Genomic DNA, 13,849 nt, shown 5'->3' on the forward strand with positions numbered 1-13,849 from the left:
TCCCAGATCGAGCCCCCAAGCATGAGGGCCAGACCGATATAGAGCAGCCAACCGCTCCGCCAGCCATAAGCCCGCATCAAAAACACCGCAGCCAAGACCAGGACAGGGCCTATCAGGCCGAGTGCAGTTCGCTGCCACTGCCGATGTTTGAGCCAGCCAAGGGAATTGACGAGCAGCGCCAGGGCCGCAAACAAGGGCAGTAGCGTGGTGATGAACAGGCCTTCCCACTGGCTCAAAAAGCCCAGACCGATTGCAGCGCCTAAGCTAGCCAGAGCAGGAAAACACGCGGCGCAGCCTAGGGCTGAAACCAGCACACCGACGGAACTGGCTTTGTCACCGATCCGCGTGAACAGATTGAGAGGATTTCTCATTGGTATTTCCTCCTATTGCTTGATGGTAGATGGATAGCCGGCATCCTCGGTCGCCTTGGTCAGGGCCTCGGAGTTGGTCTTGGCATCGTCGAAGGTCACGATGGCTTCGCGTTTCTCGAAACTCACCTCGGTCTTGGTCACGCCCTCGACCTGGGTCAGCGCTTTCTTGACCGTGATCGGACAGGCGGCGCAGGTCATGCCCGGTACCGACAGGGTGACGGTTTGGATGGCGGCCCACACCGGGGAAACCACGGCAATGAGCGCGAGAGCGGCAAACAGCTTTTTCATGGGAGACTCCTGCCTGATCAGTAAAACAACGGGAGGATGTAGGGGAAACCGAGCGCGACCAGCACGAGTGCCATCACGAGCCAGAAAATGAACTTGTAGGTAGTTCGTACCTGCGGAATTGCGCAGGTCTCACCGGGTTTGCAGGCTTGAGCCGGGCGGAAAATGCGCCGGTAAGCGAAGAACAGCGCCAACAATGCCGCGCCGATGAAAAACGGGCGGTAGGGCTCCAGAACGGTGAGATTACCGATCCAGGCGCCGCTGAAGCCCAGGGCAATTAGCACCAGCGGGCCCAGGCAGCAGGTGGACGCAAGGATCGCCGCCAGACCTCCAGCGAGGAGTGCACCACGGCCCTTTTGTGATTCAGACATGGGTTCAACCTTTCGAATGTTTGATCGATGGGTTAAGGTTATTTCCGTAGTCAGGTACGGAGTCAAGCGGTATGAAAAACACTGCGGAAAGCCTGACCATTGGCGTCTTTGCCAAGGCAGCCGGGGTTAACGTGGAAACCATTCGGTTCTATCAACGCAAAGGGCTGTTGCCCGAACCGGACAAGCCCTACGGCAGCATTCGTCGCTACGGCGAGGCGGATATTGCACGGGTGAAATTCGTGAAGTCCGCACAACGGCTGGGCTTCAGCCTCGATGAAGTGGCCGGACTGTTGCGGCTCGATGACGGTACGCACTGCAATGATGCGCGTGTGCACGCCGAGCAGAAGCTCGAAGACGTGCGGGGGAAACTTGCGGATCTGCGGCGGATCGAGTTGGTCCTGGCGCAGTTGGTTGATGACTGTTGCGCGAGCCACGGGACGGTTAGCTGCCCGCTGATCGATTCGCTGCATGGAATAGATAGCCACGAAAACTTCGCGCCTTAGCCTACGATTTCCCGTTTCATTGCCCCCCTGTTTGTCGGCTTGAACAGGAAAAGAGCGGCGCTCAATGAGCCCCGTTGACTGGCCAAACCTACGGTCTGCTTTTAGCCACGCTCTTACCCTACAGAGCCGAGAGTCCTGATCACTTCGAATGCAAATGATTGGTCAGTTGCAACGCAAATGGGTGGTCAAGTGGGGTGCAATTTCGCAGTTTTTGAGTGTGAGCGCGTCAATCAGCGGTTAAAGGGGATTAAGGTCTGAGATGCAAGGCGGTGTAGTTCGGACGCTTACGATTTTCTTGCCCATCACGTCGACCTGCGTCAGCAACTGCGCGGCCAGTGTGCGCAGTTGCTCAGCTGTCAGTTGGTCGAGATTGGGCGAGGAGTTCATGCTGCTGATTGTGCCAGAGCAGACGCTCTGCGCAGATACACCGATGGGCTAATGGCCGGTGCTACAGCACTGTGATCGCGCCGCCCGCACCGACCCGCTGCCAGGGCAGCCCCAGTACCAACGCCTGAAGTTGCTCGGTGTCGAGTTCAACTTCCGAGCCGTGGCGGATGCCTGGCCAGTGAAACTTGCCCTGGTTCAATCGCCGCGCGGCCAGCCAGATACCCACGCCGTCATGCACCAGGACTTTCATGCGGTTGGCGCGGCGATTGGCGAACAGATAGGCGCAGTGCGGCTTCGCCGCACCGAACACCGCCACCACGCGGGCCAACGCGGTTTCAGTGCCCGCGCGCATATCCATGGGTTCGGTGGCGAGCCAGATACTATCGATACGGATCACTGGGCGAGCCCCCGGACAAAGCGGGCGCATCCTTCAGGATCGGAAGCTGGCCATTTCACTGTGATCGATTGCTCGCCCAGCGGTAGCTCGATAATCACAGCTGGTTCAACTGGTCGTTTTGGCGTAACTCTCGCAGGAACGAACGCCGGCAACGCCGCTGGCAGTTGATCTCGATAAAGCGGTAGCCACTTGCGAATGACGTTGGCATTGATGCCGTGGCGGATGGCAACGCTGGAAACGGTCGCACCGGGTTGCAGGCACTCCTGAACAACCTGGGCCTTGAACGGTTTGGGGTAAGAGCTTCGTTGGCGCATGGAAATCCCGGCGATAAGGGCTATCGCGTCCGCTTAAAAATACGCGGACACCATCGTCCTTAATGCTGGAGTTCGGAAGGTGAGTTGGCCGGACGGATACCCCGCCTCTGCACTCAAGATCCGAGAAACGATCCGTAGACGTGCCTGTACGTCTTTCAGACCTTTCAGCCAGTTATCAAATTCATGGGTAGTGATGATTGTGTTCATGAAGCAAGTGTAGCCGAACGGCGACACTCCAGCAACGAAAGGATGATCACTTTTTGATCAGTTCTGGTGGTGCTTCTCTCTGATAATATCTTCCAGCTCGTTCTTCCTGTCATTGAGTGCCTGGAGAGCCTGTACAGCATCACGAGTCACCTTGTCGTGTGTCATGGACAAAACCAATGCAGTGGCTAAACCCATTTCGACACAGGCGAGTAGCCCGCCTTCATATCCATAATTGCTGACACCATAGAGACCAATATTTTCAATCAAAGTCATGCCCTGGTCATCGTCAGTGAATCTAGTATGAAGAGTCACCGTCTTCGGATTGGGGTGTGCGCCAAAGTCGATGGTGCTTTCGTATAGCGCATACATCCAGGCACCCAGTACAGGGTCATGCTCATCCACGAGTTTTTGAGCGTCTTTCATAGGTTTATTGAAAGCGTTTTTGCAGGCTTTGAAGCCCTCTGGTGAGCTGTTACGACCTAACCATATGTCACACAGTGAATCGTTCTTCGACATCAGCAGGGCGTAACAAGCGGTTTCCAGTGCTGTGCGTAGGATGGGGAAAATGCCTGAAACGTGACCTGTCAGGCCAATGCGAAACCCTGTCATCAAAAGAAAACGGGCGTTGATGCGCAATAGGTGGATTATCTGATTATCGATCTCGACGTTCGGGCCGCTCACATGCTGAATCAGAAACGAATCGAGGTCGTCCATCATGGTCAGGAACGGAGAGCCAGCTTCAAGGATCTCGTCTAGGTTTTCGGTTCCGGCAGTGAGGTAGGCACGGAATGAATCATCACCATTGCTTCTGATCATCAGACCACCTCGTCTGGCTTGGACCTACGCAATTCAGCTTGGTATTTTTCAGCCTCTGCTTCGATCCGTTCTATGGTCCAACCGTTCTCTATCCACAAGGGTTCAAGGATGACTGTGAGAGCAGCATCTGCCTCTCGAAACAGCTCAATGTCATCGTTTAATCTGGTGACTATTTCCTCAAAACCACCCGCGTAAAGCACGTCCATGTTTTCACGGAAAAAGGTATGGGCGAGGTAGTTGCGGCGCTTGTTGGATCTGCGAATCAGGTCATCAAAGGCTTGCGGTACGGTCGTCACTTTCCTCAACGAGTTAACCAGAGTGCCAAACGTCTTGGAGAAATTTCCGTCAAAAAATTCTTCATACTCTGTGTCAGTCCATTCTGATTTTTTGCGAGGCAAGAAGTCGAGGAAGAAGAGGGCGTTCACGATCCCATGCTCAAGCACCTGCGCCATGTGCATGGCTGCACCGTAGTAGGCGCAGACCTCTTTGAACTGGAGGGCTTGAGGGTCAATTTCATCCATGCTGACGTTCCTAATTGAACCGTTTTAGAAATTCGTTAAGGTCACGTTCTGGACGTACACCTTTGACGCTAACCAACATCAAAACTCCGATTAATCGAGCCTCCGAAGTGGCGATTTCAGCATCCCCAAATTCTCTCCTTACGACCGGCAAAGCATGCTCCAACCACCCATTCAGAATCTCTATAGGATCTTCCTTCATGCATCCGGCGTCGAGTTCGCGTTTCTCGGTCGGGGTGATGGCTCCGAATTCTTCTGCAAGGTGGAAGGTTTGAAGGATCAACGCTCGCGCCATCCCGTGATTTTCAGGCATCTGACTGTTGGAAAATAATGCAAACCAATTCGGAAAGTGCATTCGTGTGAGCTTATTAAATTTGTCTGTTTTGGATTTTACCAAGACAACAAAAATGATTATTCCGGCCACGATTGCACCGATCAAATATTCCATTGAAAACCTCTTATAGATCCATGTAGTGCGGCGTATTTTACTTGTTTGTAAGTAGTATGCTTTTCGCGCTATCGAAAAATATCTTCGTTCATTATGCCGTTAAATAAACTGCCTTGGTAACGCTCTGCATAGAGCAGTGTTGTAACGTACCGATCAGTGCTATGCGTTCCGTTCAGCTCAAGAGGGTGGGCACCATCAGTTGCGAAAATGTTGCTTGGGTCGTGGTCCTGGATATCGTCCTCGGAAACCTTTCTGTACACAGGCTGGTAGATCGTCCCATGGTCGGCCCGCAGGTAGTACGTTGGGTACTTCGTTTCCTTGTCGAGAAGGATTGCACCGGCAGTGAGTCGAGCGGGGCCGTTTACCGTGCGAACCTTGCCATCTGAGAGTTTGTAGGTGCCATTTCGTGTGTGAAGCTCCATCACAAAGTCACCCATCGACCGAAGCGGCTTGCTGACAGGTATGCCCTTGCTCGTGATGTAAACAAGGAAAGCATCAGACAGGGTTTCTGATGACAGCGAGCTACCATCAATGAACTCAACAACTCCACCGGCCAACGCCCGTTCAAGGTCAGTGGCTGCTACCAGTAGTGGTTTTAAAGAATGGTCAGCGGCTTTTGCACGATCCAGAAGGTGCAGCATGTTCAGATCGTCCTGTCCCGAGGGAACCCTATCGGTACGTTGGACCAAGAATGACTCTTTAAAAATGCCCTGCCAGCTATCCAAGCACTCGTTTTTGGAATCCCAGATAACAAGCTGGTCCTCCAATTGCAGAGGTAAGCACGTTGAGCGGAGTGCCTCGATGAGCATGTGCAAAGGCGCGAAATAATCACCGTCCTTTTCTCGGAAGCGAACAATCAGCCCTTCATCTTTACCCGCGATCATGCCATCCAATGACCACTGACCGATTTCAGCCGTTTGGCCCGTCCAAACCATTAGAGATATTTCGGAATGCTTGGGGATGCCGTGTGCATCAAGCTTGATCAAAGCGTTCACTTCCTCCAGGTTAAGATCACAGGGAGGCGGTTGGCTCAAAGATTTTTGGCGCGGAGTTTTCTCAAGACTGTCGATGATTTTTTCATAGTCGTCTTCCCCCGTGGAGAAGCCACGGGACTCACAGAATTCTTCCCACTCGCTCATTTTATTTGGCCTTGACTGGGTAGCGATGATCGAACAGGGCGGTGTAGTTCTTGTAGAGAGCGTCATACCGCTCCCAAGACGTTGCCCCAGTCGGTGAGTAGGTCTTTATGTTGATGGTCGCGCCCTTAATCACAGTCTTGCCTTTGTACAGAACGGTGTTGGCCATCTCGTAATAGTCGATCAGCTTTTCGTCAGTGGCGTTTACGGGTACAGGGTATCTCCCAGCCCATACAACGCTGTGCTGATAGAAATTGAGGATCTTCTTCTGCGCAGGGTTTCTCTTCACACCAAGCAAATGAGCCAACAGGTTCAAGTCGTGATGCTCTGGTGGGGTAGTTCCTTGGCTAACAAGCGCCGCCTTCATCGCAACTTCCAACGATAGCCCGCAGAGCATGTGGTAGACGTGTGAACAGGCCAGGTGCATGTCGAACCCTTCACCTAACCCAAGCTCCCTAGCGGCGTCATGACCACGCCCGTTTGACATGGAAAGCCAAATGGCACCGGCAGAGGCATGAAGGTCATTGGCACGGTTCCGCCAATGATTTTGATGGCTCTTGTCGTCCACCAACGTGGGCCGTTGGTGGTGCCGGTAATTCTCATACTCTGGGAAATCATCTTCCATGTGCAGTCCCTAATGGCAGACGAAAAAAAGCCCCGATAGGCCGGGGCTTCATGCTAGCAGTTTGGAACCATCAAGCGATGGTGTAACCATCGAAAGCGGTTTTCTCAGTGATAGCCCTGATGATGTTTGGTCGGGTAGCTGGAACCTCGGAGCCGTCTGCAAGCTTGATAGTGGCCGGGTTGAGCGTTTCCTTTCCGTCGCCATCTTTGACGATCTTAAAGCCCAAGAAGGTGAAAGCTGGTTCGTCTTGGGTCAGGTTAGCAGCAGCACGACCACGGCGAGAGAACAGCTTTTCAGACTTACCATTATGCGTCACGGTGTGGAATGTCGGCTCGCCGGATGGGTCTTTCTCGCTGGTTTTGCGAGTGCCCTTTGTTTTGCTACCGGCGTTCTTCAACGCTACGTGTGTGCCTTTGATGACTTCAAGGGAAATGTCATAGGCCAAGGCTTTGAATTCGTCTTGGAACGCCAACAGAACGCGTTCGAAAGACGTGCTTTTCTTCAATTCGGCCAAGGACTTGAGGTTGGCTTTTTCTGCATCTTTCAGCTTTTTCAATTCTTCAAAAAGCTTAACCAGTTTTTCGTCATCGCCTGAAGATGCTGCAGTGGCGATTTGAGCGTGGATGTCAGTCAGGGCTGATGAAGTCGTGACAGACAGCAGGTGCTTCAAAACCTTTGCGCCCAGCTCTTTAGCAGGAGCTGCGTGGAGATCAGCAGTAACGGCAGCTTCATATTCATTTTGAGAGGCTTTGTCAGACATTCACTCATTCCTTGCGTGTGGGTAATTTTAAAACAATTAACTGAAGCTAATTGATGCGAAACCTATTGTCAAATTGTTTTGCGGGGATTTACAAAAGAAAATGATATAATTGTTCATATAACTAACAAATCTAATATGAAATATACAAAAGAAGAAGAAAGGCAAGCGCTGGCGCGAAGAAATCAAGCATCCGAAATAGATGTGGAACAGCAAGTCAAAGATATTGATGCAATGCTCGCCAAGAAAGGTTTCGCTAAGAAACTACCTGAACCAGATCCAGTGCCTCAACCAGAACAACAAGAGGTTATGAGTGGTGGTGTAAATGTTAAACGTGCCCTGCCTTTGACTAAGCTTTCCAATGAAGAAGAAGAACAGCTACCAATTGATGAGTTTATTTCAGCTCTGCTGAAAATAGGTAAAAATTACGATAGAAAAGTAATGCAGAAGAAAGACGACATACATGATGGTGTAGACCTTTTTTTCATCAAAGTAGGTCAAGAACGCGCTATTGATGTGAGTGTAAAGCATAGTGGTGATATACGATTCAATGAAGGTGATTTGAATTGCCAGATGAATCAGGACATAGTGCGGGCAGTAGCTCCCTTCAAGTTTCACCAGCCTGACACCGTGCTTGAGGTGTGGGTAGATGATTCTAAAAAGACTCCAGAAGCAATTGCTGCGCAAGAATTATTTATCAAGAACACAATTGGTACGTTGATAGAGTCTGGCGTTAGTCTCGACCGTATTATCTTAAAAAACGAGCAATTCAATTCCATTCTTGAAAAGTATAAGTCTGACGCAAAAGCGGCTAATCCAGAAGAGCCCGCTGTAGCTGGTGTTAATGTCGTGAGTCAAAACAAACCAGTTGAAAAGCCAGTTGAAACTACAACCGCCGTAGCTGAACATTCGCCAAAGGAAGTTCAAACAAAAGATGAGATTCCTGCGAAGCAGAATGTAACCGATACTCCATCTGATGAGGTGAAAACTAGAATCGAAGAGATTTTTATTGGTGAGGGATTGTTCAGAAGGGGAGACACTATTTTGGATATGTTCAATAGACGTGCAGAGCTAGAAAGAACTGAAGGATTAAAAATTCAATTATCGTTAGATGGAAGCACCTGGAACGTCACAAAAATAGGTGATGGTCAAAGAATTCCAGATAGAAAATTCCAGTTCGATACTTCTAAAATGCCTGAAAAGGATGAGTTTAAAAGGGTATTCAATTCTCTTGAAGGGAAAGGTCAGTTGGCAATCATAAGATCAGGTATGAGCCTCGGAAATTTTGATAAGCAAAAAACGAATTTAATGAAGAGTGGAATTGATTTGTCATTTTCCGATGATTACCAAGACGTAGTTGTTTCGAGAAAGATTGGCAATATAACAGAGAGAGAAACCTTTCCTCTTAGTAGCATCGTGGTTGGTAATTCAAAATTAGGGGCGGGGTTGTTCAACGCACTGAAGAATATTTCAAGCGCCGACAATCAGTATAAAGAAATAAGGCCAAGCAATGCAGCCAAAGCAGCAAATGCGGATGCATTGTTTGAGCCAAAACCTGTGGATGTTGAAGAGAGGCAAACAAGTCGAAGAAACAAACCTTCGATGTGAAAAAAATAAAGGAACCTACGGGTTCTTTTTTTTGCGCATAATTTGGGGGCTGCGAAATGGTATAATTAAAGCATTAACAAACAAATCTAAAATGAAGTTTATAGATAAAATTAAAGATAACCTCAAAGAGGTATTTGGAGCAAAAAAAGACGGTGGGTTCACAGAGAATACTGTAGATGTAATTCAGTCTTTTCAAGATGCAGATTCTACACCTAGTGTCATTAATGATTTGCCTGAAAGTCAAGAACAATATAGCGATGATATATTAAAGGCTTTCGCAGAAGAATCTAAGGCATCCGGCATGGGAAGCAATAGTCAAACAAAATATGATTATTTGACTGACACAGATGGATCATTCCGTGACAAAGTTATTGCTAGTATAAATATTAAGCGAGTGCCGGAGTCTGAACGGGATAAAAACCCGGAAAATTCGATGGTCGAGGCAAAAGATTATCTTGCGGAATTAAAGGTAATTTTAGAAAAGTACAATATGTCCATCATGGAGTTTTCTAACTCAAAAATAAAGATAGCTGATGAAAGAAATAGAACTCAATTTGACCTCAATAGATCAGGGGGTGTTAGATTTTATGTAAATATCAATGGTCCGTGGGTTCAAGAGGTCGTTGACTTTGAAGCAAGACATAATTATACGGGGAATAAAAAAAGCATTGAGCTTTCGACTGATCCAGATTTAGTAAGCCATGAAGAACGTAAAAAATATTTCGTGTCATGTTATAAAACCCTTCATGCTGCGGGTATCGATCATAAGAGAATTGTCGTTCTTGATAAAGATTTCAGGTACTTGATGGATGAGTTAAAGCCTAAAATCGAACCTGTCAAGGTTGATGCGGAGTCAACCAACAATGCGAAACCATTGAATTCGCAAGCCCCGCCCCTGACTGGTGGTGTTAAAACTATAACTGCACAAGAAGCATTAGAGCAACGGACGTTAAGAATGCTGAAAGTTTTCGGTGGTGATTTGGATTTCTTGGATAGCAAAAGACCAGTCCTCGCAAGTGAACATAATTTAGACATTACGTTCAGCGATGATGGTCAGCATGTCACAGGTTCGACTGTTGATAAAAATCTATCTGCAACCTTTCTTACAAAAACCGTAGAAAAAGGAGAAAGGTATCTTCAAGAATTAAGCACGAGAGAGATAAGCAATTCAATTCGTAGCATTGTTATGAACTCTAAAGGCAACCTATCCACATTTGAAGATTTAACAGGAAAGGCTTCAAATGATTTAAGTATTGATATTTCAATTTCACAAGATTCTAAAAATATTGTTGGTGAAAAAGCGAAAGACGGAAATCTACACAAAGTATCATTAGAGCTAAATGGCATTAATGGAGGTAAAATTCTTTCAGAAATGCACAAGCTTGAAAAGAATGAGCAAGACGACCACACGGTGAGGGAGGCAGTTAAAAGGGGGTACAAACCATGATTTCGATGAAGGGGCTGTTCTCCTTCTTCGTACCTAACCAAGCTCAAAGGCCAAGAAGCAAGGAGGCTTCCAAAGCTGCTGATGAGCTGGTGGCGAAGCCTGAATTCCTCAATAGATGTCGAGAACGTTTGATCAGCACCATGATTCGGTCGTCTCGGTCTTTGACGCTTGTTGTTTCCCATGATGGTGAAGAGTTGACAGCCACGGCCAACGGCTTAGCTTCTGTTCTCGTGAAGGGCAAGGGCTTCTGTGTCCTTGACGTGAGAACCCAGTCTGCAGAACTTGTTCTTTCCCTCATGAGGGATGTGCATCATGAATTTGGTATAGGTGCCAGCAACGAAGGTCAGATCATTCTCTCCCTGGTAGCTGATGAAGCTGTAACGCCAAAAGGGGGCCTTGTAAGGCTCATCACTGACGTAATCCACAATGCGTGCCTAGATCTGCCAGATTCGGTCCTGGAAGCTGGACGTGATGCCGTGGAGGGTCAGGTTTATGCTGTGATTGCGCGTAAGCTTGCTTCGACTCTTGGGCAGTACTTAGCTGACAATCAGCGCATCCCGTTAGCTGTAGCTCGTCATGAAGCCTTGAAGGCGCCTCACCTGGTGGGTGATGAAGACTTGAAAAGCTTTTTGGATAAGAAACTACAGAAGAATGCAGATGTTCTATTCGATGAACTTTACATCTTTGATACGACAAGCACCTACAGAAAAGGCGATTAAAGGTCGCCTTGTAAATCTGTGAATATCTCTGCCAAAGCCGATTTGTTCGTTGGAAATTTTAGGCAGATTGTTAAGATCTCCATGGGTTGTCTGTATTCCCATTTGACCTTTGAATAACCCATCTTGAAAATAATCCTGTCGAGCTCGAATAGATTTTCTACATAGTGAGTGTTGATCTTGTTGTTTTCGAATTGGGTGTACTTAAAAATACTATAATAGTCATCCATGTGTTTTACGAATTCCTTTACCTCTTCATTGCACATTTTCCATTCTGGTGATCCGGGTTTGATTTTTGTGTAAGTCCTAATCATGCTCGTTACGAACATTAAAGAAGCACAGGTTTCGATTGATTGTTTTAGAAAATTTCTTGTAATGATTTGATCAAATGCAGTGCAGTATTTATCCAGCGGCGCGCCTAGTTTCTTCTTAATCCCGGCATACGATTTGTCTTCCGGTGGCGGATCAGAGTTAAAAATTTGATCAAGAATGTCAGCATTCGGATTGGGTATATCTTTTTCATCATCCCCGTTTATCCCGGAATCTAAATTTTCCATCATTTGATTTATCGCGTCTTCGTCATATTCGTCTGTCATAATATCCTCATGATATTGGTTGGTATTGAAAGTATTTTCATAAATATTTGTTTATGTTTTGTAGCCATTAAAAAAGCTCTGTATGACTTGGCTTTTTTATTCAGATACGTTTCATTGTATTGGGCGAAAAGATGCCCGTACCTTTTCAGAAATGGTTCATAAGTGATTAGCATGTCTTTATGAAGCGTAGGATGCTGAGTCATGTAGTCTGATGGGTATCTTAGCCATTCGGGCTTGTTAACGTAATGTGTAAAATATCTTGCATAGTTTTTCTTTAGCAAAAAAACGATGTATTCATTGATACTATTTGGCCTAGCATTTTCGGCCCACTCATCAAATTGGCATAATTGAAAAGCGTCGAATGCCAACCAATTCTCTTCATTCGTTGTGAAATTATTTAAAGACTCTTCATTCGGAATCTGTGCCCAGTCAAATCTGATTCTGAATCTATGATCAGTACAGCGGCTATTAGCTCTATACCCACTGACGTTCAAAGCATCCGTAGGAAAAGCATATAGAGACTTTAGGAAGCCTTTCAGGTCTTTCTCATAGAACCACTTCAAACGAAAAGCGAAAGGTTTGTTAGCCAAGCGCTGTGAGTAATCGTCAAAGATAAGCGCGTTGATTAAATCGTTGCGCGTTGGGCAATTCGAAAAGAAAAGTAGAAATTCAATTTCTTTGTTGTACTTGTAGAGAATGAAAGGGTTAGTCAGCTCTGTGTAGTTTTCAGCGTTGATAATTTCATCGAGAGTGTTGGGTTTCGGATCAAAGTCGAAAGTCTTGCTGTAAAGCAATTCATCCAAGTCATTGATAGGTATCTCTCGCCCTTTTGTGAGGCTAGCTTTAAACATAATGTCATTGTTTGTTTTTCTTCTCTAATTATACCATTTGTAGGTGATGTAACTCGCCTTATAGAATAAAGAAAAATCAGGCATTAGCCTGACTGTTTTTTCTTCTGTAAATGATTAGGTAAGAGAGACCCATTGGAATGATGGTGTAAGCAATCAGGCCGCAAATGATTTGCGTGACATTTGATTTTTGAGATACTACCACAAGCCAATCTAAGAAGCTGAAACTACCCATGGAATGGCTCATAAATATTGAACAAGATATTAGGATGACAAAGCTTAGTATTATGTATTTAACGAGGCGTTCTATTTTAAAGTAAGTTTTGTAAGTGTCAGTTGTAGAGGGATTTAGGTTTTGCATAATTGTTCGGTTTGTTTTTATAGATTATACCATTTTTTAGGATTACTCTTTAAGGAAGACGTTACTAAAGTATGCGAGGTCTTTTGTATTTGATTTAGGGTAGTGTGCAAACATCTGACAAGTGGCCGCGTCAACTGCCGCCATGGAATGTAATTCCCCTGTATTGTTTTCAATTGCGACGAATAGCTTATGTGTTCTTGATTCTATATCTTGCGTTAATTCTACAAATGCTTCCTCTCCATTTGGAATGTATTTGATGACTGGGCCTTCAAGGTCTTTTGTTATTGAGCGTAAACCTTGAAGAAGATCTGTTTGGCTAATCTTGATGGCCGTTTCTAAAGGGCTCCTGTACGGCATTAATTTCCTATACGCTTTGCTGTAGTCTTCGTTAGTGAAGGATTCCCAGTTGTCGTAATTCACTACTACTTTGAAAAAACGGCAAAGATGTAGCTTTAAATATTCTTCATTGGATTTTTCATATTTACCATTATGGCTAATGTCGAATTCAAAGCAGCAGTGTTGTTCGTGTTCTATGCGAATAGCTTCAGGGGCTGTAATGCAGATGTGTCTTTCTAGTAATAAGTCTCTAGTGAAATGCACCTGTATCTTTGTGCTGAAGTGTTTTCTTTGTGACGTGTATATCATCAACTCACTGGTATTTACTTGATGAAGCTTCGCAAGGGCTTGAATTAAATTTTGATTGATTGATGGCTTTCCGTTTGCTGTAAAGTCTTGAAAAGTGAGTCTCGTGGCTGGCTTTAATACGTGAAGGTTTGAATTCGGCATGTGCAGGAATTTATTTATTTAATGTATTATACCATTTGAGCTAATCGCATTTGCTATAATGACAAAAACAACTGTGTAAAACATGAATGAATTAAACTTTAACGAACCGACAGTGCAGATTGATTTACCAGATCTATTCGGAACTGAAAAAACAAAAGAGAACGTCGCGCAAAGAACTGACTCACTGATTCAGGCTTTAGGCTCAATAACAGAGAGTCGTGGCTTGAATGCATCACTCGCAGGGATGAAGCTCCCAGCACCAGCACCAGCACCAGCACCAGCACCAGCACCAGCACCAGCACCAGCACCAGCACCAGCACCAGCACCAGCACCAGCACCAGCACCAGCACCA

Annotated in this window: 19 protein-coding genes; 4 read left to right on the forward strand and 15 right to left on the reverse strand. The window is 46.4% G+C overall.

Annotated features, from left to right (window positions below):
• The 3 genes from merC to merT all read right to left on the reverse strand — a co-directional run.
• A partial coding sequence (merC, locus tag KGB03_RS00320) for an organomercurial transporter MerC (RefSeq protein WP_223525843.1) occupies nucleotides 1–371 on the reverse strand: 371 nt, incomplete at its 3' end.
• A gap of 12 nt (nucleotides 372–383) precedes the next feature.
• Nucleotides 384–659 (reverse strand): mercury resistance system periplasmic binding protein MerP, encoded by a 276-nt coding sequence (merP, locus tag KGB03_RS00325; RefSeq protein WP_003425048.1) that lies wholly within the window; start codon nucleotides 657–659, stop codon nucleotides 384–386.
• Between the two features lie 17 nt (nucleotides 660–676).
• Entirely contained in the window at nucleotides 677–1,027 is a 351-nt protein-coding gene (gene merT, locus KGB03_RS00330) for a mercuric ion transporter MerT (protein ID WP_003425049.1), read from the reverse strand.
• Nucleotides 1,028–1,098: 71 nt separating this feature from the next.
• Here merT and merR point away from each other — a divergent pair, with 71 nt between their 5' ends.
• A complete protein-coding gene (gene merR / locus KGB03_RS00335; RefSeq protein ID WP_003425050.1) occupies nucleotides 1,099–1,530 on the forward strand; it encodes an Hg(II)-responsive transcriptional regulator in 432 nt (143 codons plus the stop codon).
• 448 nt (nucleotides 1,531–1,978) lie between these two features.
• On the opposite strand, the gene tnpB is transcribed toward merR, so the two are convergent.
• The 8 genes from tnpB to KGB03_RS00375 form a co-directional block, all read right to left on the reverse strand.
• Nucleotides 1,979–2,314: an IS66 family insertion sequence element accessory protein TnpB gene (tnpB, locus tag KGB03_RS00340; protein ID WP_003282984.1), complete on the reverse strand. Its 336-nt coding sequence runs from the start codon at nucleotides 2,312–2,314 to the stop codon at nucleotides 1,979–1,981.
• Entirely contained in the window at nucleotides 2,311–2,628 is a 318-nt protein-coding gene (gene tnpA / locus KGB03_RS00345) for an IS66-like element accessory protein TnpA (RefSeq protein ID WP_003282986.1), read from the reverse strand. Before tnpA ends, tnpB begins: the two co-directional genes overlap by 4 nt.
• Before the next feature lie 264 nt (nucleotides 2,629–2,892).
• A complete protein-coding gene (locus tag KGB03_RS00350) occupies nucleotides 2,893–3,651 on the reverse strand; it encodes a hypothetical protein (RefSeq protein WP_108538255.1) in 759 nt (252 codons plus the stop codon).
• Complete coding sequence (locus tag KGB03_RS00355; RefSeq protein ID WP_108538254.1) at nucleotides 3,651–4,172, reverse strand: hypothetical protein; 522 nt, start codon at nucleotides 4,170–4,172, stop codon at nucleotides 3,651–3,653. Before KGB03_RS00355 ends, KGB03_RS00350 begins: the two co-directional genes overlap by 1 nt.
• 10 nt (nucleotides 4,173–4,182) lie before the next feature.
• Complete coding sequence (locus tag KGB03_RS00360) at nucleotides 4,183–4,617, reverse strand: hypothetical protein (RefSeq protein ID WP_065948956.1); 435 nt, start codon at nucleotides 4,615–4,617, stop codon at nucleotides 4,183–4,185.
• A gap of 68 nt (nucleotides 4,618–4,685) precedes the next feature.
• Nucleotides 4,686–5,756, reverse strand: coding sequence for a hypothetical protein (locus tag KGB03_RS00365; RefSeq protein WP_223525844.1), 1,071 nt, complete (start codon nucleotides 5,754–5,756; stop codon nucleotides 4,686–4,688).
• Nucleotide 5,757: 1 nt separating this feature from the next.
• Entirely contained in the window at nucleotides 5,758–6,378 is a 621-nt protein-coding gene (locus KGB03_RS00370; RefSeq protein WP_223525845.1) for a HEPN domain-containing protein, read from the reverse strand.
• A gap of 70 nt (nucleotides 6,379–6,448) precedes the next feature.
• Nucleotides 6,449–7,138, reverse strand: coding sequence for a hypothetical protein (locus KGB03_RS00375; RefSeq protein WP_223525846.1), 690 nt, complete (start codon nucleotides 7,136–7,138; stop codon nucleotides 6,449–6,451).
• A 135-nt stretch (nucleotides 7,139–7,273) separates the two neighbouring features.
• Here KGB03_RS00375 and KGB03_RS00380 point away from each other — a divergent pair, with 135 nt between their 5' ends.
• From KGB03_RS00380 to KGB03_RS00390, 3 genes are read left to right on the forward strand one after another with little or no spacing between them, the layout of a single operon-like run.
• A complete protein-coding gene (locus KGB03_RS00380; RefSeq protein WP_223525847.1) occupies nucleotides 7,274–8,743 on the forward strand; it encodes a hypothetical protein in 1,470 nt (489 codons plus the stop codon).
• Entirely contained in the window at nucleotides 8,679–10,190 is a 1,512-nt protein-coding gene (locus KGB03_RS00385) for a hypothetical protein (protein WP_223525848.1), read from the forward strand. The genes KGB03_RS00380 and KGB03_RS00385 overlap by 65 nt, the downstream gene beginning before the upstream one ends.
• Complete coding sequence (locus tag KGB03_RS00390; protein WP_223525849.1) at nucleotides 10,187–10,909, forward strand: hypothetical protein; 723 nt, start codon at nucleotides 10,187–10,189, stop codon at nucleotides 10,907–10,909. The genes KGB03_RS00385 and KGB03_RS00390 overlap by 4 nt, the downstream gene beginning before the upstream one ends.
• Here the strand turns inward: KGB03_RS00390 and KGB03_RS00395 are convergent.
• The 4 genes from KGB03_RS00395 to KGB03_RS00410 all read right to left on the reverse strand — a co-directional run.
• On the reverse strand, nucleotides 10,906–11,502 hold the full coding sequence (locus KGB03_RS00395) for a hypothetical protein (protein WP_223525850.1): 597 nt from the start codon (nucleotides 11,500–11,502) through the stop codon (nucleotides 10,906–10,908). The genes KGB03_RS00390 and KGB03_RS00395 overlap by 4 nt on opposite strands.
• Nucleotides 11,499–12,353 (reverse strand): hypothetical protein, encoded by an 855-nt coding sequence (locus KGB03_RS00400; protein WP_223525851.1) that lies wholly within the window; start codon nucleotides 12,351–12,353, stop codon nucleotides 11,499–11,501. The genes KGB03_RS00395 and KGB03_RS00400 overlap by 4 nt, the downstream gene beginning before the upstream one ends.
• 400 nt (nucleotides 12,354–12,753) lie before the next feature.
• Nucleotides 12,754–13,497, reverse strand: a complete 744-nt coding sequence (locus tag KGB03_RS00405) for a hypothetical protein (protein WP_223525852.1) — start codon at nucleotides 13,495–13,497, stop codon at nucleotides 12,754–12,756.
• A gap of 98 nt (nucleotides 13,498–13,595) precedes the next feature.
• The coding region (locus tag KGB03_RS00410; protein WP_223525853.1) for a hypothetical protein at nucleotides 13,596–13,849 on the reverse strand (254 nt) is incomplete at its 5' end.

Origin of the sequence: Pseudomonas sp. BF-B-26 (genome assembly GCF_019956495.1) — a bacterium.
GTDB lineage: Bacteria > Pseudomonadota > Gammaproteobacteria > Pseudomonadales > Pseudomonadaceae > Aquipseudomonas.